We start from the raw sequence: 19,463 nt of genomic DNA on the forward strand, positions 1-19,463 counted from the left end.
GATTTAAGAACGTTAGCACGGAAATCAGTTTGCATGTGCTGGCTTATAACCTCAAAAGAATGATGTCCATCTGGGGTTCTGAAGGATTAACTAAAAAGCTGCAAGAGCGTTACGGCTAGCGGCTGTAGTCGCTTTAGCTCCTGATACCACACCCATAACGCTCAATATCGGACTTAATAAGCCTCCGAACCGCACTGAATGAAAACTAAAACGCACACTCATTATTTCAGCGAGGCACTAACAGTGCATACTGGCGAACCGCTGAAAGAGCGGAAAATATGAGTTTTTACACAGCCTGGGCACAGAGCAGCTATCCGAAGAAGTGGTACTTTATATTTAATTAAACATCTGCTGGCGCAAACTGGTCTTGTTCACGACTTCTGTGGTCGCAATTGTGGTTGTCTCGTGTTGTATTTAATTTCATTTTTCGCTGGTATAAAAAAGTGTTTAAAGGGGTGCTATAGGGCAACTGAGGAAAGTAGCGATTCAGATACTCCGACCTAGCCTTATGTTGTGGGCACTATTAACCGGTTGCGCTGCCCAGTGTAACAAAGAGGCCACCAGTTCAAGCTCTACGTTTATGAGCGCCAGCTTTTCAGTATTGGTTAACGTTGCATTTTTGATATAGCGCATATTCAATGCCCGGCGCTGCGCCTCGGGCAAAGTTTCTGTTATCTGATCTATCTGGTCAACCCATGCCGGCGGCCTGATGCTGGCGCTGTCAAATCGTGTAGCGTTTTTATCAGTGCTGGCAAAAATACCGGTTTTGGCCTGTTCTATTACTTTGGCTGTGATAGAACTTCTGTGAAAGCCTACTGGCCGCTTCATTGCTGCCCAGTATTTGCCCCAATCCTTTAGCAATCGTCTTACATCTTTGATGTTCACAAGCTCGCTTCCGCTATTTGCCAAGCCTCGAATATTGATAGCTTTAGAATATCAGAGCAAATACGCAGACCATACTAAATTCTGGCTCTGTCTCTTTTGCTTCCCATCTGCCATACGTCCGGCCACTGACACCAACCAGTTGTGACAATTCATCTTGCGTAAGCCCTCGGTGTTTCCGTACACAACGTAATATAAAGCCACCGTGTAACACTGACCGTTGCATATGTCATAACCTCACCGTTGTTTAACCGTTAAGCTCTAGATATTACCGGTATCGATCCCGTTAAAAGACAGTCCTTAAGTGTTGAGCAATCATAAGCGGAAACAACGGAGCATTTGCACCGGCTTTACGGTGCATTTGTTCCGTCTTGCTGGAACATTTGTTCCGTAAATTGCCGGAGTATGTACAGCTTGATCAGCTCAGAAGCGTTATTGGGTATGGGCTTTGGTACACCTGTGGTGGATCACTATAGATAGCCGAAAAATACTGTTGCGCCGCGGCTTTCCGCGCCCCCTTGGCATAAAATGTACAGCTGGGGTCCCCTGTCGCTACTGGTTTTTATTTCACATGCCTTGGGTTTCACCTATTCATTGGCTGCCCATGAGTTTGATTTCGCGCTCATGTAAATCTGGTTTAAGGGCTAGGCTGCCTTAGCTGTTGAGATTGTAGTAGGAGGCAGCTTTATCCTCATATACTTAAAGATTAAACGTCCTTTTGCGCACTCTTTATTTAAATAGGACAGCTGCACCAACCATGATCATAAATACAGCAATTCCCACAGCGATGATAGTTCCAGCGACATCAGATCCTTTTGTGGACATCTTCCCTTCTACTTTTAAACTACTTTTATTGATACTATTCACAAATGTGTTGCTCCTAAGTTTGAGTTAGGGGTGAATACAAAAAGCCCCGGCATGCTGGTAACATCCGGGGTTTTGCTTTTTTGGTTTTATCCTAGTAACCGTCTTTGTTCGACTGAACTATTAAAGATATTCGTAAGGACTGTTAGTAACACTCGGCTTGTTAAACTGGCATAACAAATCACAGTTAAGCGGGTTTTAGGTTCTGGTCGGATCAACTCCTATGATTGGCAAAATACAAAGTGCGGACCAAACAAGTTCAATAAGCAAACGTACTAAAATTATTGGCGTCAGCTTTCGCAGAAAGTGACACCCTCTTAGTAATAGAGGATCTTACTAATAGAAGATCTTATGTGGGGGCAATTTGGCGGTCTTGTAGAGGGCAGATTGGCGGAGCTGTAGAGGGCAGTTTGGCGGATGGGGCGCGTATTAATCCTGATCGCTCTTGATTAGTAGTGATATTACCAGAGTGCGCCGGGAGCGCTGGTTGGCGGCATCTGTTCCGCCTTTCCGGAACCGTTGTTCCGTTTGTACGGAACTGCTGTTCCGGTACTTCGTCAGTGCTTGGCGGTTTCCGTCTTGTAAAACTCCCGGCAACTTTGTAACCAGCAGTGCTGCTGGCTTTCGTGGCGTCGGGCTACCCTGTAATGCCTGCACAGTGCCTGCGTGGAATGTTCAAATATTACAATTCCAGATTAAGCGCTAGCCCCTTAATATTGTGGCTTTAAGCATTCGGCAATTATGACTGGTGCCTGCATAATGCCTACACAGTGCCGGTACTTTGTGCAGTTCAGATGCTGCGCTTTAATTGATAAAGCATATCGTCTGCCCAATCCTGCAGATAGGGTTTAGCTGTGCTGTCATCGGCCAGCAAGTTGCTCAGGGCGGTTTCCCGCTCTCGTTCTATCCTCAACAATGGGGCCAGTAGCTCAGCCTCTGCAACACCTGGTGCTGCTATATGATTGCCCACTATTACAACAGCGCCGGTGCGCCTGGCTTGCTCGGTGTAACGCTCAAGCGTTCGTTTTGGTAACTGGCAATAGTGTGCTAGCCAATCCATGCTTTTAAAGGTGGTAACAGCGCTGGCGCTTTTGCGGTGCTGGTTAAGGAAAAGTAAGCGGCTTACTCTGTATAGGAACCAAGCGAACCCAGCCGGGCTGCTGTTGTTGCCATATTTGATAGCCAACTGAATATACTCCAGCGGGAATACAACTAAATTCGCTATTGCGCCAGCGTCATTGCTGCCGGTTGATTGCGCTTTTCTGTTGCGCTTCATTTGATCTTTCCTCCACTGATGCAAACTATAGCAATTGGCACCGAGCACGGCGCGGCCTGCGGCGTTCTTTCGTCGGGTTCTTTCAACCACAAATAAGCCGGCTAACTTCGATTGCTGGCGCTTAATGGTATCAGTAGACACGCAAAACATTAGCGCCCAGCGCTGGTATGGCACCCAGCGGCAAGGCTTATCCAGTGCAACAAGCCACCAATACAGATCAGCAGCCATTAGCGCCGTCAGTACACCATGAACTTGCACTATGTTAGTGTCTACTTCCAACCGTGTGGGTAATGCCTGGTTGTCTTGAACCATGCGTTACCCCCTTGTGCTTTGCCGGCAACTCTCTGCTGATTGCAAATACTGATTAAGGGTATGACTGGTTAACTGCCTCCAGTTTATCGGGGGCGCGTTGCGCCTTGCTCGCAACTGGTTAACCATCGCCTGCGCTCTGTCTGTTTGAGCTGTGGGCAAACTATACCGGGTTAGATGGCAAGCTGTGCCCTGATAACCTTTAACTTGTTCGCGCTGCCGGCCTACTTCAAGTTGGTGCCTGTTTGCCAGTTCACTGATCACGCTGTTCAGATGACGCGCCCTAATCGGCTGGTGCTCAGCTTCCTGGCAATTAATGCTACCGTTGTATAACAGCGCCAGCAAAACCCGTTCTATCTGGCTGGCGGGCTTTGTTGTTGCTGTTCTTGCGCCAATTTGTGTAAACTCTGAACCGTTATATTGAGTGTCTATTGGGCTGCCTTGCCGGGCGGCCTGATTTTTTTCTGACATATCGCCCCCTATGCTGCAGCCCGGCCAGCTTCGGCCAGTCGTTCATTAATCCAGCTATCTATATCGCTTTCCAGCCAGGCAACACGACCACCACCTATAGCAACAGGGCGGGGGAACTCTCCGGCGTTCATGCGGTTATAAATACTGGCTTTGCATAGGCCGACACGGGCAATTACTTCAGCCCGGCGGATCAGACGTGGTTTTGGTGTTTCTGTATTCATACTATACCCCTTTAGGCTTGTTTAGCTCTCAGGGGTATGTTCGTGTAATGGCTGGCGCTTAGTCTCGAAGTTAGCAGCTTTATGCTTATAACTTCGGTTAGCTGTTTAGCTTCGGTTGCCGCGCTGCTCTGGCAGATTTCGCCTTATCAAGCATGTCGGCAAAACCCCGGTCTGTTATCTGTATTTCAGTTAGCTGATTTTTTCTTAAAAGATCATTCAGCTGGGAGTACAATTTATAAGGGTCATCAACCAGCTCAAGTTGCAGATTCAAGGCTTTTAGAGCTAGTTCAACTATAGACAACGTTGCTTCTGCTCTGCCAGGGCTATTGCGCTCGGGCTTACTTGCGCTAATTAGCTCATTGTTCTGTGCAATGCTGTTGGCTATATCAGCATCATTATATTTGCTTTTAAGCGGTGCTCCAGTCGTTATTGCTGTGTGCAATTTTTTTAATTCGGAGTATGTGATTAGTATCTCGCTTTCGCTGAATCTTGCCTTAGGGCCCGTGTGACACACAACGGTAACACCAGCAGTGTTATCACTGAAGAGCCATAACGGATTAAAAGCATCACTATCTTTGTCTGCTCTCTCAGGACCTATCAACGGAAACTCGATTCGCCAAATACCGCTAATGCTTATGCCCGGGAAGCTGATTAAGCCGTTACGCTGCTCGCTTGTCAGAAAGTCTTCAGTATTGAAATGCAGTGCAGACATACCTAATGCCAGGCTTGTTACCGATTCAGCAGGATCAATTAGCTGCTTAATCTCATTGTAAACTGGCAGTTTTACAGAGAAATATGGCTGCTCTATGTCATCCGGCTTTAGGCATAGCTTAACTGCCCCAATTAACGCCCAATGTACTAAATCTTCGACCTCGCAATCTAATAGCCTGGATGCCCTGGCCAATGTGCAATACTCAAGCGGAAGTAGGGGCGGCAGTGGCCGCCCTGAATTGCTTTTCGGCATAGGTTTAACCCAGCTTTATTTGTTTAATTTGCTTATCGATATCATCCAGCCTTTCACCAAGTAACCAAAGCAGGTTAGCCAGCGTTGCCTCGTTCAGCGTCTTGAAGTTATCGTCCGAGCACAAGCTGGTAACAACCGCTCTAGCTTGACCGGTAAGGCGGTTCAGATTATCAACCGTGTCGATAAGCTGGTTTGATTTAGTTGTTTCTACCGGCGAAAGCTTTGCTGTGTTCATGTTATGTCCCTTGCTTCGATTGTTGTTGGTCGCTTAATTCCGAGGCCAGTGCCAAGGCGCGTTGCTGCCATTGTTGCAGCGCGTTAACCTTTGCCATATTGTCCGCCATTTCCCTAATTCCCTTGTATTCAACTATTAACTGTAACGCCTGCTTTTCCCTGCTTTGTTTCACTGCCGGATTAAATGCCACAACGGATACATTGCTGACTTTGCTATCAATGGTTTGCATCGCTATAACCTTTGTGAGTTAGCCGAACTTAGCCGGTATTACGTTTGTACTGCTGGCGCTTAAGCGCAGCGTGTCCAAGTAATCAGCCCAGCGCTGCATCATGTCAGTTCGCTGGGGCAGGTGCTTGGTTCTGTTGTACGCTCTGCCGTTGGCGTCTTTCACAGCGTGCGCCAGCTGCTGCTCTATCCATTCAATGCGATATCCCAGCACTTCATCTAGCAACGTCCTGGCCATCGCCCTAAAGCCGTGCGGTGTTAAGGTGTCGTTGTCATAGCCCAGCGCCCGCAGTGCAGTTCTTACGCCGTTTTCGGACAGTGGGCGGCTCTGCCCCCTGGGAGATGGGAAAACATACTTTAAGTGGCCTGTGAGCTGGTGCAGTTCTTCAAGTACTGCCTGGGCCTGTTTACTCAGCGGGATAATGTGCGCCTCGCGCATTTTCATCTTTTCCGCTGCTATCTCGATCCGGGCCTCAGCCATATTGATTTCTGACCATTCAAGGTGACGTAATTCACCCGGGCGGCAAAATAGTAAAGGTGAAAGCTGCAGCGCTGCTTTGACAATATTGGTGCCGGTATAGTTATCAATTGCCAGTAACAGCCGGCCTACCTCTGCCGGCTCAGTGATGGCCGGAAAGTGCTTTGTTATCGGGTTCTTCAATGCGCCCTTTAGATCTGCGCTAATGTCACGCTCAGCGCGGCCTGTTGCAATGGCGTAGCGGATAATCTGCCCGGCGGTTTGCTTTGCCCTGTGTGCTGTTTCGATAGCGCCACGTTTCTCTATGCGCCTTAAGGTGGCCAGTAGATCAAGCGGCGTTAGTTCAGCAATTGGTTTGCGTCCGATATAGGGGAATAAGTCTTTTTCCAGTGCTGCACTGGTGCGGTCGCGGTGGCTCTCGCTTTTGTCGTACATTTTCACTGCCAGCCATTCACGGGCGATCACTTCAAAGCTATTGGCTGCAGCTTGGTTACTGGCCAGCTTACGGGCCTGCTTTTCTGCGCTGGGGTCAACACCTTGCGCCAGCAGTCGGCGGGCTTCATCGCGGGCAAGTCGAGCATCTTTCAAACTGACGTCAGGATAAACGCCGATGGCCAGCAGACGTTCTTTACCGGTAAAGCGGTATTTAAAACGCCAGTACCTTGAACCGCTGGTTTTAACCAGCAGATAAAGGCCGTTACCGTCAGACAGTTTATAGTCCTTATCTTGTGGCTTGGCTTTCTCAACCTGCGTTGCTGATAACGGCATGTCGTAACCTCCGGTATGCTGGCGCTATATCTGATTGCTAATGGCTTTTAGCAGCCTGGGGTATCGGTTCGGGGGTATCACTCTGGCAGTTAGTCCGTATACCCCAGCAAATACCCTGAAAATCACGGGGTATCCGCTGGACAACATTAGACCAATATAGAATTTATGGCAATAAAAAACCCAGCAGTTACGCTGGGTTAGTGGCCGGTTATGGACTGGCTTAGTCCGTCATTTGGTGGAGCTGGCGGGAGTTGAACCCGCGTCCGAAAAACCTACATCGTCGGTACTACATGCTTAGCGCATTCATTTAGTTAACCCTATGAGCGCCGAATGGCAGGCTATCGTCGGGCGAGCCTGATTGGTTTTAACGTGTTGTCTCCAGGCGAAGACGCGACGCGATCCTATTAGGGGTGATCTTCCAGAGTCTCAGCTTATAGGCATGCGTGAGGGGAAGAGCTATCTACTGCCTATTAAGCAGCGATTGCGTAGTTTTCGTCGTTTGCGACTAGTTTTTTGCGGCTTTTTTACGAGGCCTACCGCACCTCGGCATGCACCTAAGAGTTCGTGAATCCCGTCGAATCCAGAATCAGCCCCGAATTCTGTGGTGTTACACTCACACTTACAGTGTTTGGCTATTGTACGCAGCTCGCTTTGATTAAACAAGTAAGCTTTGCATCGCCAGCCTTTTTTCTACAACACCTATTAGATGGGGTGTTGCAGGAAAAGTTTCAATTGCTGTTTAGCGCTTGGAATGTTTCATCATCCGCTCTTTTTCACGTGACCAATCTCTATCTTTAATATCGTCACGTTTATCAAAGGTTTTTTTACCTTTGGCCAGGTGGAATTCCAGTTTTACCCAACAGGCTTTCCAGTACATTGCTGTCGCTACTAGGGTATAGCCATCGCGTTCTTTTAAGCCGATAAGTTTATTTAGCTCACGCTTGTGCAACAGCAGTTTGCGGTTACGCTCTGGGTCGCATATTACGTGTGATGAGGCACTGTTTAGCGGTTGGATCTGCGCACCTAACAGGTAAGCCTCACCGTTATGCAAAATAACGTAAGAATCTGACAGATTAACCTTACCTTCGCGGATGCTTTTTAATTCCCAGCCCTGCAGGGCCATGCCTGCTTCATAGCGCTCTTCTAAAAAGTACTCGTGACGGGCTTTTCTGTTTTGCGCGATGGTACCGTTCTTATTTTTACTAGCTTGTTTTTTACTCATAATGTGTTGTATTCGCAGCTCTGTTTTCTATGTCAGCGATGGCTCAAGCCTTGTTGCAGCGCGTTATTCTGTTACAATCGGCGGCGAGTTTAAAGGGGAGAGAGTATGCCACAAATTGAGCGCAGTGCGCTGGTTTTTTACAGTGCAAAGCAGATGTTTGACTTAGTCAACGCTGTTCCTGACTATCCACAATTTCTGCCTGGCTGTACTTCTGCCCGTATCGTTAGTCAATCTGATACAGACATGGTGGCATCATTGCAAGTTTCCAAGGCTGGTATTGGTCATACTTTTACTACCCGTAATACATTGTACCCTGATCATCGTATAGCCATGCAACTGGTAGACGGCCCTTTTAAACAATTACAGGGAGGTTGGGAGTTTCAACCTCTTAGTGACAATGCTTGTAAGGTGATCCTTAAACTGGAATTTGAGTTTTCCAGCAAACTTATTCAGTTTGCCTTTGGTAAGATATTTAGCGAACTTACCGCGTCTATGGTGAATGCTTTTACACAACGCGCGAAGCAAGTGTATGGAGAGTAGCATGTCTGATTTAATTACCGTTGAAGTGGCTTATGCCTTACCACAGCGGCAAAGCTTGCTAACTGTGGCAGTGAATCATTTGAGCACCGTGCAGCAAATTATTGAGCAAAGCGGTATTTTGCAACAGTTTCCTGATATTGACTTAAGCCAACAAAAAGTTGGTATTTGGAGCCGGCCAGTTAAATTGACTGATAAGGTAAAAGCGGGCGATCGCATTGAAATTTACCGCGCCCTGATTGCGGATCCAAAAGATTTACGCCGTCGTCGGGCAGAGAAGGCTAAAGAAGAAGGGCGGGCCGACAAAACTACCGGTGGTCGGCCACATGAAGTAAAAGCAGGCGTTGAATAGCAAAAAACCAGCATTAAGCTGGTTTTTTTCACTTAACCGCAGCGCTTAAATATCCAGCGGCGTATCAAAGTCGGCAGACTTAGCAAAATCGCCTTTAATGTTCTGTAATTTATTATCTTCAAATTCAATGACTAATTGCTTTTCAAAGTGCTTACCGTTACCACTTTTCAACGCATAAAAATAATGCCAGGTGTCGTTGTCAAAGGCGTTAGCGGCCACTGGCGTGCCTAGTACGTATTTAACCTGCTCTTTGGTCATGGCAATACGCAGTTTGTCGATATCTTTCTGCTCTAAAAAGTTACCTTGTGGAATATCAATGCGGTATACCCAGCTGCTGCAGCCACTTAGGCCCATTAACGCTGTTACCAGTACTAAAGTTGCTATTACTGCTTTCATTTGTCACATCTGCTTTATCTGAATGGGCTCATCATACCCTATGACGCGCCCGGTTAAAAACCTTCTTTCAGACCCCTGGTGTACATAAAAGTTCGCGTGCGTTTGCTAAAGCGCTGGCGCTGATATTTTCGCCTGCCAGTAGGCGGGCTATTTCACTGATGCGCTCTTCATCTGTTAGCTGGCGCATACGGGTTTCGGTAGCCTGGCCGTCGATATATTTTTCCACAAACAGTTGTTGATGTCCTAAGCTTGCAACCTGCGGCAAATGGGTAACACAAATAATCTGCGTTGACTCGCCCAGCTGGCGTAGTAAGCGGCCTACACCAGCTGCGACCGGGCCGCTAATGCCAACATCGACCTCATCAAATATCAGTGTGGGGGTGGTTATTTTATCCGCCAATATCACCTGAATTGCCAAGCTGATTCGGGATAACTCGCCGCCAGACGCGACCTTATGCAGCGCTTGTAATGGCTGACCGGGGTTGGTGGATACCTGAAATTCAATATTGTCCAGACCGTTGGCGCTGGCCTGTTCAATACTCTGCTGTTGCAGTTGAATAGTAAAACGGGCATTCGCCATACTAAGCTCATGCATACTGCTTGTTATTTTCTCACTTAACAGGCCGGCGGCCGTCGCACGTTCGTTGCTTAATTGCGTTGCAGCTGTGACGTACTGCTGCTGCGCTTTAGTGATATCGTCAGCGAGTTGCAGTAGCCGTTTATCATTGCCAGTTAATGTAGCCAATTGAGCTGATAACTGTTGGTGTAGAGCGGGTAGCGCTTCATTAGCAACCTGATGCTTACGGGAGAGGTTTAACCACAGGCTTAAACGTTCTTCTACTTGTGCCAAACGTTCGGGGTCTAATTCAACTTTATCGGCGTAGCGACGTAATTCCCGGCTGGCTTCTTCTGTCTGCACTAACGCTTCGTTAAGCATTTGGGTAATGCTATTTAGCGCGGGGTCTAAACTGCTTAGTTGCTCTAACTGGGCTGTTGCCGCAGACAGCGCCTGATAAATATTTTGCTGCTCGTCATCATACATTAACTGCAGGCATTGCTGGCTTTGGCTTAGCAAGGTATTGCCATGGCTTAAGCGGCTATGCTCACTTTCCAAAGCGGCGAATTCATCTTCCAATGCAGCAAAGTTATCCAGTTCGGCAACCTGATATTCTAATAGTTGGCGCTGTGCATCTCGCTGCTGTTGAGATTGTTCTAGCTCAACGTATTCTCGTTGCAGTTGTTGCCAGTTGCGCCAAGCGCTGCGGGTAGCGTCCCGACTTGGGCTGTTGGTCGCGAAGGCGTCCAGCAACTGGCGCTGGTAGTCTTGTTTTAGCAGCTGTTGATGGGCATGTTGACCATGAATGCTCAGTAAATGTTGTCCCAACGCTTTTAACTGTTGCGCCGGTACTTGCACACCGTTGATATAGCCTCTGGAACGTCCTTCGCTACTTACTACGCGCCGGACAATACACTCGTTGCCCATGGCTAAGTCTTGCTCTGTAAGCCACTGCTGCGCGGCGTGTAGTTTGCCGATATCAAAACTGGCGACAATGTCTGCTTTATCTGCTCCGGGTCTTACTACACCGGCATCTGCCCGCTCACCAAGACACAACGATAATGCATCTATGGCAATAGATTTACCGGCACCGGTTTCGCCGGTAATGGTAGACATGCCATTGGCCCAGTCTATTTCTAAGGCACGAACGATGGCAAAATTACTGATATGCAGATGACACAGCATGCGTTGCTCCAGTGCTAAGTGGTAAGTCGCTGTTAATAATAACAGTGGTTATTTATACAGTAACTTTATACAGTAAATTAAGCGCTGGCAAGTAGCCGGTTAATAAAGTTTGCTACCCCAACCCAACTTATTTCGTAGTACGTTGAAATAGCTATAACCCGGTGGGTGAACCAGCCGAAGAGGGGTGGGATGCTTACGAATATAAATATCATCGCCAGGCATAACCGCCAGTATAACGTGGCTGTCGCAGCTAATTTGTAAATGGGCGTCATTAGTGCTAGCCACTTTTAGCCGGATGTTACTATTGCCAGATACCACTAGCGGACGGCTGCTTAGTGTATGAGGAAACATGGGCACCAGACAAACAGCGTCCAGGTCGGGGGTAAGGATAGGGCCGCCACCAGAAAGGGAGTAGGCTGTAGAGCCTGTTGGCGTGCTGACAATTAAGCCGTCAGAGCGCTGGCTAAACACAAACTCATCATCAATGTAGGCTTCAAATTCAATCATATGCGCAACTTTGTCGGCGTGCAGTACGGCTTCATTTACCGCGCTGTTACTGCTTTTTACTGTGCCGTGGCGATGAACCGATATTTCCAGTAAGTTGCGTTTCTCGGTGACAAAATTTCCAGCTAATACTTCGCTTAACGGTTGTTGAAAGTTCTCTGGGGCTAAATCGGTTAGAAACCCCAGGTTTCCCCGATTAACGCCTAACACTGCTACGTCAAACCGGGCTAATACCCTGGCAGCACCTAGCATGTTGCCATCACCACCCACAACAATCGCCAGGTCGCATTTTTTGCCTAATTCAACCAAATCCAGCACTTCAACGTCAGGGATATTGATAGATTGGGCCACACGTTCTTCTACATAGATTTTCAGTCCCTGCTGCTGTAGAAAAAGATAGAGTGCCATCAGGGTATTATTTGCCCCTTGATGATGCGGTTTGCCGATCAAGCCAACCGTAGTAAAAGCATGCTGCATAGCGGTTTCCTTTCAGTGCGTTCTCGCAGTATAACGGCAGCGTGCGTCAGACACTAGCGATGCAAGAAGCTTGAATTGTAAAGCGATGCCCCCATATCAAATGTCATTGAAGAAATGAGTGTGGCGCATGACGTTAACCCTAAGCAGACCAGAGCTTATTTTAAAGCTGATTGTTGAGCAGTATCTGTTGGATGGTCAGCCGGTGTCATCTAAGCTGCTTGCTGATAATACACAACTTGTAGTAAGTTCAGCTACCGTTCGAAATACCATGATGGCATTGGAGCAACAGGGGCTTATTCGTTCACCGCACACTTCAGCCGGGCGTATTCCTACCACCGCTGGCATTCGTCTGTTTATTGATAAAATGCTGCAGTTACAGCCACTGAGCAGTTTTTGGAATATGGAACTTCAGCGAAAGCTGGTACCACAGTTACCCGTATCACTGCTATGTCAGCAAGCTGGGCAATTACTGACAAACCTTACGGGCTTTGTTGCTATTGTCAGTGCACCGAAAGCAGATGGGCGTATAGTGCGGCAAATTGACTTAGTTCGTTTAGCCAGTGATCGCTTGTTGTTAGTGGTGATAGATGAAGATGGCGATATTTTGCATCGGGTGCTGCACTGCGAAACCGCAATTGATAACAGTACCCTAAGCAAGGTGCTGTGTTTGCTAAATGCCGCTTTGGGCGGCGGTGGACAATGGCAGGATGGTATTGAGCGCCTGGGTACCATAGTGCGTGGCGAGTCAGCGTTATGTCAGCAGTTATTGCAAAAGGTGCTTGGGCAACTGAGCTTAGATGAGTTACAACAGCATCAACCGCTTATTTACGGCCAGCATCAATTATTGTTAACGCCAGAATACCAGCAGAATACCGCGCTACAACAGGTGATGGACATGTTAGAGCGCCCGGACGGTTTAATGCAGTTATTACAAACGGTTACGCTGGATGAGCAACCCAAATTACTGTTAGGTAAAGAGTCTGGTTTTATCGAGCTGGCAAACGTGAGTGTGATAGTGCAGCGCTATCAAGTACAACCTAAACGCTTTATTGCGTTGTTAGGCCCGAGGCGAATGAATTACGCCCGATTAATTCCATTAGTGGACGCTTGTGCCCGCCAGTTAAATTTAAACTTGAATCGGCGCCAAGCATCCCCATAATACATCTACTTAATTTGGGAGTAGTAACGCATGACTGAGCAACAACAGCCAAACGACAACACAACTGAGCAAGCTAATGAGCATGCTGATACCGTTGAATTATCCGGTGAGCAGGCCATTATCACTAAATTAGAAGCCGAATTGGCCGAAACAAAAGCGCAATTGGCAGATCAGCAGGATCTTGTGCTGCGCATTAAAGCTGAGTCTGAAAACGTGCGCCGCCGTGCCAGTATGGACGTGGAAAAAGCACATAAGTTTGCATTGGAAAAATTTGCCGGTGATTTATTACCGGTAGTTGATAACCTGGAGCGCGCGTTAGGTTTTATTGACCGTGAAGACGAAACATTAAAAGGCGTGGTGGAAGGGGTTGAACTTACACTGAAAAGCTTCCTTGATACCGTAGGCAAATTTGGCGTAAACCAGGTCGATCCGCAGGGGCAGCCGTTTAATCCTGAACTGCATCAGGCAATGAGCATTCAGCCATCTGCCGACGTTGCGCCAAATACCGTTACTTTTGTTATGCAAAAAGGCTATGAGCTAAATGGCCGCTTATTGCGCCCGGCGATGGTAGGCGTTTCTAAAGCCCCTGAATAAGCGCTTCAGTATAGATACTTGCCTGATGTCTAATGCCGAACAGCGTAGCTGTTCGGCATTTTTTTAAGCTGAAACTATGTCCGGCGTGGAATTTTGGGGTCTTTGCGAATAATTTATACATTGCTTGCTTGTTGGCGCTAGAAAATTTATGCAAACTGTCTGCTGTTGCCGTATTATCGGCTAATCTAGCTTTAATGTTTTAGTGTCAGAGGGTGACATGCACGCGCAGTTTATTCAGGCCGTTAAACAGCTGATTCCGGCTGAGCGTTATTTTGACGACCCTATAGCCACGTTGGCGTACGGCACAGATGCCAGCTTTTATCGCTTGCTGCCCAAGTTGGTGTTGCGTGTTGAAAGCGAAGCCGAAGTGGTGGCGCTATTAAAACTGGCTAACCAATACAAAGTGGCGTTGACCTTTCGTGCTGCTGGCACCAGTTTGTCCGGTCAGGCAGTCACAGACTCTGTGTTATTGGTGCTGGGCGAAAATTGGCAGCAACGTGAGGTGCGCGGTTTAGGTGAACAAATTCGCCTGCAACCTGGCGTGATAGGTGCGCAGGCAAACCGCGCTTTAACCAAGTTTCAGCGTAAAATTGGCCCCGATCCGGCATCAATTAACAGCTGCAAAATTGGCGGTATTGTGGCTAATAATGCCAGTGGCATGTGTTGTGGCACCGCCCATAACAGTTTTAATACCCTGGCAGCTATGCGCGTGGTGTTGTTTGATGGCACTGTACTGGACACTGAAGACCCTGCCAGCGTAACTGCCTTTAAGCTAAGCCATAGCGCCTTGCTTACTGAGCTTGAATTACTAGCCAGACAAACCCGTGCTGACACAGCGCTAACAGATAAAATTCGGCATAAATACCGGTTAAAAAATACCACCGGTTTTTCCCTCAATGCGCTGACAGAATTTACTGATCCCATCGATATTCTAACGCACCTTATGGTCGGCTCAGAGGGTTGCCTTGGTTTTATCAGTGCCGTGACTTATAACACGGTGCCTGATTATCCGCATCGGGCCAGTGCATTATGGGTTTTCCCATCGGTAGAAAGTTGTTGTCGCGCTGTGAGTGTACTTAAAACTGCCCCGGTGTCCGCGGTTGAATTATTGGACCGGCGCAGCCTGCGCTCAGTGCAAAATAAAGCAGGAATGCCATCATGGGTTAGCACGCTATCAGATAACGCATGTGCGCTCTTAATAGAGAGTACTGCTGCCAGTAACAACTTATTGCAACAACAACTACTGCAACTAACTGCGTTATTGCCACAGTTTGAGCTGGAGCAGCAGGTTGCATTTAGCAGTGATCCAGGGGTATATAACCAACTATGGGCTATTCGCAAAGGCACATTTCCGGCCGTTGGTGCGGTGCGTAAAACCGGCACTACGGTGATTATTGAAGATGTGACTTTTCCCCTTGCGCAACTAGCAGAGGGGGTTTCCCGCTTACAGCAGTTGTTTGATAAATACTATTACACCGAGGCGATTATTTTTGGCCATGCGCTGGAAGGCAACTTGCATTTTGTATTTACCCAAGGCTTTGACGATGCGACTCAGGTGGCCCGTTATGATGCGTTTATGCAAGATGTTGCCGCCTTAGTTGCCACAGAGTTTGGCGGCTCTTTGAAAGCCGAGCATGGCACTGGCCGCAATATGGCACCTTTTGTTGAGTTGGAGTGGGGCACTGAGGCGTATCAGTTAATGTGGCGGATTAAGCATCTACTTGACCCGCAGCATATTCTTAATCCTGATGTGGTGTTAAGCCATAATCCGCAGCTACACCTGCAAAATTTAAAACCATTACCGGCAACAAACCCCTTGGTAGACAAATGTATCGAGTGCGGCTTTTGTGAACCAGTTTGCCCGTCGCGAAATTTAACACTGACACCACGCCAGCGTATTGTGACGCAGCGGGAAATATCACGCTTACAACGTAGCGGCGATGAACCTGAGCGTTTGCGCATATTGCAGCAGTCTTATCAATATAAGGGTAATGATACCTGCGCTGCCTGTGGGATGTGTAGTAGCGCCTGCCCGGTGGGTATTAATACCGGCGATTTAACCCGCCAGCTGCGGGCGGTGAATAACCGGCAATGGCGTGGTGTTGCCGCGTTCTTGGCCCGGCATTTTGCCGCGGTGTCCACCCTGGCGCGTTTTGGTTTGAGCATTGGCCGGCGATTTAGTGCATTGGTGCCATTTTGGCATTCTGCAATGCCAACGGCAAATTACAGCGTGAATCGCGTGGATAACAAGACGGCAGATGCCAACTTACAACCTGTGATTTATCTGGCCTGTTGCGCGGGCCGGGTGATGGCACCGCAGGTTGCTAGCCAAGACCCTCGCACCTTGCAGCAGGTAAGTGCCAACTTACTTAAAAAAGCCGGTTATCAGCTAATTGTGCCAGACGGTATTAACCAACAATGCTGCGGTATGCCGTTTCAATCTAAAGGCCAGTTTGCCGTGGGCAGTTTAAAACAACAAGAGTTGGAACAATGGTTATTGCAGGTAAGCAATAATGGTCAATGGCCGGTTTTTTCTGACAGTAGCCCATGCAGCTTAACTTTAAAGGGGCAACTAGATAGTCGATTAAACATTATCGACAGTGTCGATTTTTTGCATGATCAGGTGTTGCCCAAACTCAGTCTCACACCACTAACTAAGCCGATAGCATTACATATTACCTGCAGCGCAAGTCAGTTGGGGCAAACCAGCAAGTTGCAGCGTTTACTAAGTGCTTGTAGCCATAACGTCGTTGTTCCAGAAGGCATAAGCTGCTGTGGTTTTGCCGGGGATAAAGGATTTGTGTTACCAGAGCTAAATGCCTCTGCGTTGTCTGGTTTGAAACAACAGGTAAGTCATTGCTCACTAGGTGTCTCGACCAGCTTAACATGTGAATTGGGGTTATCCCGACACAGTGGTATCGAATACCAGCATCTGGTGTATCTGTTGGACCAGGTCAGTTGATGTTGCCGCGTTTAATTTATCGTTTGCAGTACAGCTTAAATTAGGCAATGCTGTACTAAGTTGATGAAACTGGTGCAGTTAAATGAACCTGAGAACGGGTCCGAAACCAATATCTATAAAGCGGCTGTATTGGCTTTGTGGTGCAGTTGTGGTGGCTATTATGTTGTTTGCCGCCTTTGCTGTTGCCAATCAACGAGCAAAGGTATTCGAGTCAAGGCTGGAAAGCTTACATCAACTGCAGACAGATAAGCTGCTTCAACTCAGGCAAGAGCTGAGTTTTCAATCTGAAATAATGTTAAAAACAATTATTGCTGATGAGCAGCTACTTAACGTGCTCAACGATATTGGCAGGGACGGGACAAATAACCCGACGCAAGGGCAGATTGAATCATACCGCCAACTTAAACTGGTTCTTGCCAGCTACTTGAAAAAGTTTGAGTCAAACGCTGTTACTCAATTGGGCCTATATTTGTCCGTTGATCAAAACGTGTTAATTAACACAACGCAGCCACAGGTTACACTCGGTGAGTTACTGACGTTCCCCGATATGGTTACGCGCGCTCAATCCCAAAAGCAACTTGTCAGCGGGCTTAGTTTAGAAGCCGATGGTTTAGGGTTTAAGTCAGTGTTGCCGCTGCAATACAGCGATAAAACGGTGGCTAGCCTTGCTCTGGTATTAGATATCAAAAAGGTGGCTGGTATCAGGCAGGCATGGGCGAATTTAGGCCATACCACCAATCTTTTTATGCAAACTGCTATTTTGCATGACACCCGCGTATTCGATGCTTTTTATAATCAACGGCCTCAAGGTTGGTTTCGTGCTAATGATTGGAGCACGCAGCATCCTAGTCAAATGCTGCATAGCTGGATAGAACAAGGCATTGTCGATACAAATGTTGAAGAATATAGAAAACTGGTTCCCCATGCTGATAAGCAATACTTAATGTCTGTAATGCCATGGCAGTTATGGGGGCAGCAAACTAATGACACCCAAAGTACGATTAGTGTTCAATGGCAGGATGTAACGGATGTATACAATGCCTATCTGTTTGAACAAAAAATAGGTGCAATGATACTGCTGCTATCAACATTTGGGGTGGTGTTGCTGGCTTTATTAATTATCCGTTTTTTGCTGGGTATTGCTAAGCGCGAAATGGCACTGCAACAATCGTTGTTACAACAATCGGAAAGGAAATTTGCGGCCTTGTTTAGATTGTCACCCCTGCCAATTTTATTAAATCGCTTTGATGACGGTGCCTATGTTGATGCTAATCCGGCAATGGAGCTTTTAGTTGGCTACAATCCGCAAGAGTTGAAGCAGCTAAGCTATTGGGATTTAACACCAGCGCGCTATGCAGAAGCTGAACAGCAACAGCTGCAGTCGCTAAGCCAAACCGGAAGCTATGGCCCTTACATTAAACAGTATTGCCATAAAAACGGTGAGCTTATTGATATTGAATTAAACGGTGTGCTTTTTGTCGACACGGCAGGTGATAAATATATCTGGACCATTATCAAAGATATTCGTGAGATTAAGCGGGTTGAAAAGTTAAAAGATGATTTTGTTTCAACAGTAAGCCATGAGCTTAGAACACCGTTAACGTCAATTGCAGGTTCGTTAGGATTGGTACTGGGTGGCGCTGTTGGTGAGCTTAACGCAAATGCCGAAAGACTGCTTAGTATTGCACACAAAAATAGTCAGCGTTTAAACTTATTAATCAATGACTTGATGGATATAGAAAAGCTAATGGCAGGAAAAATGCGTTTTGAGCCTGCCGCTTTGTCATTACCTGAATTATTAAACGAAGCGCTGGAACAAAATCAGCCCTTTGCCAAGCAGCATGATATTAAATTAACGCTTATCCAGCCGCAGCCACTGAGTGTATGGGTAGACAACGCCAGAATTCAGCAAGTATTGGCTAACTATATTTCTAATGCTGTGAAGTTTTCACCCGCGCATACCGAAGTAACAATTAGCGCAGAACAACACGGCCAAACCATTAAAATTTTGGTGCAAGATCAGGGGCCTGGTATTAGCGATAGTGACCAAAACCAATTGTTTAAACGTTTTTCTCAGTTGGCCAATGCTGAGCATCATTCTAAAGGTGGGACTGGTCTTGGTTTGGCTATTAGCCACGAAATTTTGTTGCAGTCTGGTGGTGACGTAGGGGTGACTTCATCGCCTGGGCAGGGAGCAACCTTCTGGTTAACACTGCCTATTTATCATTTTGATAAGCCGTTAGCTTCGCAGGAAGTGTCGGATAACACTGAAAACGTATCAGTACTTGTAGACGACGCAGATATTCCTCATGTGCAGGACTGGTTAGAAAAGCCAGTAAATCCTGAGTTACTTAGCGCTAAGCTTGGGCAATTTCTTAGCAACTTACCTTCTAATGCGGGTACCAAGCGTGTATTGCATATAGATGATGACACAGATCTGGTTACTATTATGCGACTACAGCTTGAAAAAAATTTTGAATATCATGCGGTAACAACCATTGAAGCGGCAAAGGCAGAGTTATCGGCTAATACCTTTGACTTGGTATTGTTAGACTTGGAGTTATCTGACGGTAACAGTATTAACTTATTGCCAAATATTGTTCAGCATCAAGGTGATATTCCGTTGATAATATTTACTGCACAGGATACCTCGACAGTAAATAAAGCCCTGGTTAAAGCGGCTTTTAGCAAAAACCGCTTCAGTACAAATATGCTTGCAACATATCTAACAAACCTACCTGAACAGACTTAAACATGAAGTAGGTGATTGACAACATTAACCGCTATCCTAGATAAACAACTATAAATGTTTCAAGATGAATAAAA

At 47.0% G+C, this 19,463-nt stretch carries 20 protein-coding genes and 1 other RNA gene; 6 read left to right on the forward strand and 15 right to left on the reverse strand.

Annotation, left to right across the window (positions count from 1 at the left end):
- Window positions 1-486: 486 nt before the first annotated feature.
- The 12 genes from H595_RS0102110 to smpB all read right to left on the reverse strand — a co-directional run bounded on the left by H595_RS0102110 (window position 487) and on the right by smpB (window position 7,915).
- A complete protein-coding gene (locus tag H595_RS0102110) occupies window positions 487-885 on the reverse strand; it encodes a hypothetical protein (protein ID WP_156885903.1) in 399 nt (132 codons plus the stop codon).
- Between the two features lie 43 nt (window positions 886-928).
- Window positions 929-1,108: a helix-turn-helix transcriptional regulator gene (locus H595_RS24755; RefSeq protein WP_084153432.1), complete on the reverse strand. Its 180-nt coding sequence runs from the start codon at window positions 1,106-1,108 to the stop codon at window positions 929-931.
- Between the two features lie 503 nt (window positions 1,109-1,611).
- Window positions 1,612-1,749 (reverse strand): hypothetical protein, encoded by a 138-nt coding sequence (locus H595_RS24080; protein WP_156885904.1) that lies wholly within the window; start codon window positions 1,747-1,749, stop codon window positions 1,612-1,614.
- Between the two features lie 787 nt (window positions 1,750-2,536).
- Window positions 2,537-3,334, reverse strand: a complete 798-nt coding sequence (locus H595_RS0102120; protein ID WP_027669698.1) for a hypothetical protein — start codon at window positions 3,332-3,334, stop codon at window positions 2,537-2,539.
- A 3-nt stretch (window positions 3,335-3,337) separates the two neighbouring features.
- Entirely contained in the window at window positions 3,338-3,802 is a 465-nt protein-coding gene (locus H595_RS0102125) for a hypothetical protein (RefSeq protein WP_027669699.1), read from the reverse strand.
- Window positions 3,803-3,810: 8 nt separating this feature from the next.
- Complete coding sequence (locus H595_RS0102130) at window positions 3,811-4,023, reverse strand: helix-turn-helix transcriptional regulator (protein WP_027669700.1); 213 nt, start codon at window positions 4,021-4,023, stop codon at window positions 3,811-3,813.
- Window positions 4,024-4,120: 97 nt separating this feature from the next.
- Window positions 4,121-4,987 carry a hypothetical protein gene (locus H595_RS0102135; RefSeq protein WP_027669701.1) on the reverse strand — a complete coding sequence of 289 codons (867 nt, stop codon included), beginning with the start codon at window positions 4,985-4,987 and terminating at the stop codon, window positions 4,121-4,123.
- Between the two features lie 4 nt (window positions 4,988-4,991).
- Window positions 4,992-5,222: a hypothetical protein gene (locus H595_RS0102140; RefSeq protein ID WP_027669702.1), complete on the reverse strand. Its 231-nt coding sequence runs from the start codon at window positions 5,220-5,222 to the stop codon at window positions 4,992-4,994.
- 1 nt (window position 5,223) lies between these two features.
- Complete coding sequence (locus H595_RS0102145; RefSeq protein WP_027669703.1) at window positions 5,224-5,451, reverse strand: hypothetical protein; 228 nt, start codon at window positions 5,449-5,451, stop codon at window positions 5,224-5,226.
- A gap of 18 nt (window positions 5,452-5,469) precedes the next feature.
- Window positions 5,470-6,693 (reverse strand): tyrosine-type recombinase/integrase, encoded by a 1,224-nt coding sequence (locus H595_RS0102150; protein WP_027669704.1) that lies wholly within the window; start codon window positions 6,691-6,693, stop codon window positions 5,470-5,472.
- A gap of 233 nt (window positions 6,694-6,926) precedes the next feature.
- Window positions 6,927-7,287: a transfer-messenger RNA gene (gene ssrA, locus H595_RS23765) on the reverse strand.
- A gap of 145 nt (window positions 7,288-7,432) precedes the next feature.
- The gene (smpB, locus tag H595_RS0102155) at window positions 7,433-7,915 is read right to left on the reverse strand and encodes an SsrA-binding protein SmpB (protein WP_027669705.1); all 483 of its coding nucleotides are present in this window, start codon (window positions 7,913-7,915) and stop codon (window positions 7,433-7,435) included.
- A 105-nt stretch (window positions 7,916-8,020) separates the two neighbouring features.
- On the opposite strand from smpB, the gene H595_RS0102160 reads away from it, so the two are divergent.
- Complete coding sequence (locus H595_RS0102160; protein ID WP_027669706.1) at window positions 8,021-8,455, forward strand: type II toxin-antitoxin system RatA family toxin; 435 nt, start codon at window positions 8,021-8,023, stop codon at window positions 8,453-8,455.
- Window position 8,456: 1 nt separating this feature from the next.
- A complete protein-coding gene (locus tag H595_RS0102165; protein WP_027669707.1) occupies window positions 8,457-8,804 on the forward strand; it encodes an RnfH family protein in 348 nt (115 codons plus the stop codon).
- Window positions 8,805-8,849: 45 nt separating this feature from the next.
- On the opposite strand, the gene H595_RS0102170 is transcribed toward H595_RS0102165, so the two are convergent.
- The 3 genes from H595_RS0102170 to nadK all read right to left on the reverse strand — a co-directional run bounded on the left by H595_RS0102170 (window position 8,850) and on the right by nadK (window position 11,922).
- The gene (locus tag H595_RS0102170; RefSeq protein WP_027669708.1) at window positions 8,850-9,200 is read right to left on the reverse strand and encodes an outer membrane protein assembly factor BamE; all 351 of its coding nucleotides are present in this window, start codon (window positions 9,198-9,200) and stop codon (window positions 8,850-8,852) included.
- Between the two features lie 67 nt (window positions 9,201-9,267).
- The gene (recN, locus tag H595_RS0102175; RefSeq protein WP_027669709.1) at window positions 9,268-10,941 is read right to left on the reverse strand and encodes a DNA repair protein RecN; all 1,674 of its coding nucleotides are present in this window, start codon (window positions 10,939-10,941) and stop codon (window positions 9,268-9,270) included.
- 99 nt (window positions 10,942-11,040) lie between these two features.
- Entirely contained in the window at window positions 11,041-11,922 is an 882-nt protein-coding gene (gene nadK / locus H595_RS0102180) for an NAD(+) kinase (protein WP_027669710.1), read from the reverse strand.
- A gap of 127 nt (window positions 11,923-12,049) precedes the next feature.
- Between nadK and hrcA the strand changes: the two genes are divergently transcribed.
- From hrcA to H595_RS0102205, 4 genes are all read left to right on the forward strand, one after another.
- Window positions 12,050-13,081 carry a heat-inducible transcriptional repressor HrcA gene (gene hrcA / locus H595_RS0102185; RefSeq protein WP_027669711.1) on the forward strand — a complete coding sequence of 344 codons (1,032 nt, stop codon included), beginning with the start codon at window positions 12,050-12,052 and terminating at the stop codon, window positions 13,079-13,081.
- A 30-nt stretch (window positions 13,082-13,111) separates the two neighbouring features.
- Entirely contained in the window at window positions 13,112-13,675 is a 564-nt protein-coding gene (gene grpE, locus H595_RS0102190; protein WP_027669712.1) for a nucleotide exchange factor GrpE, read from the forward strand.
- A gap of 217 nt (window positions 13,676-13,892) precedes the next feature.
- Window positions 13,893-16,637, forward strand: coding sequence for an FAD-binding and (Fe-S)-binding domain-containing protein (locus tag H595_RS0102200; protein WP_027669713.1), 2,745 nt, complete (start codon window positions 13,893-13,895; stop codon window positions 16,635-16,637).
- A gap of 82 nt (window positions 16,638-16,719) precedes the next feature.
- Window positions 16,720-19,389 carry an ATP-binding protein gene (locus tag H595_RS0102205; RefSeq protein WP_027669714.1) on the forward strand — a complete coding sequence of 890 codons (2,670 nt, stop codon included), beginning with the start codon at window positions 16,720-16,722 and terminating at the stop codon, window positions 19,387-19,389.
- Window positions 19,390-19,463 lie beyond the last annotated feature (74 nt).

The sequence above is a fragment of the Rheinheimera baltica DSM 14885 genome (assembly GCF_000425345.1).
Taxonomy (GTDB): Bacteria; Pseudomonadota; Gammaproteobacteria; order Enterobacterales; family Alteromonadaceae; genus Alishewanella; species Alishewanella baltica.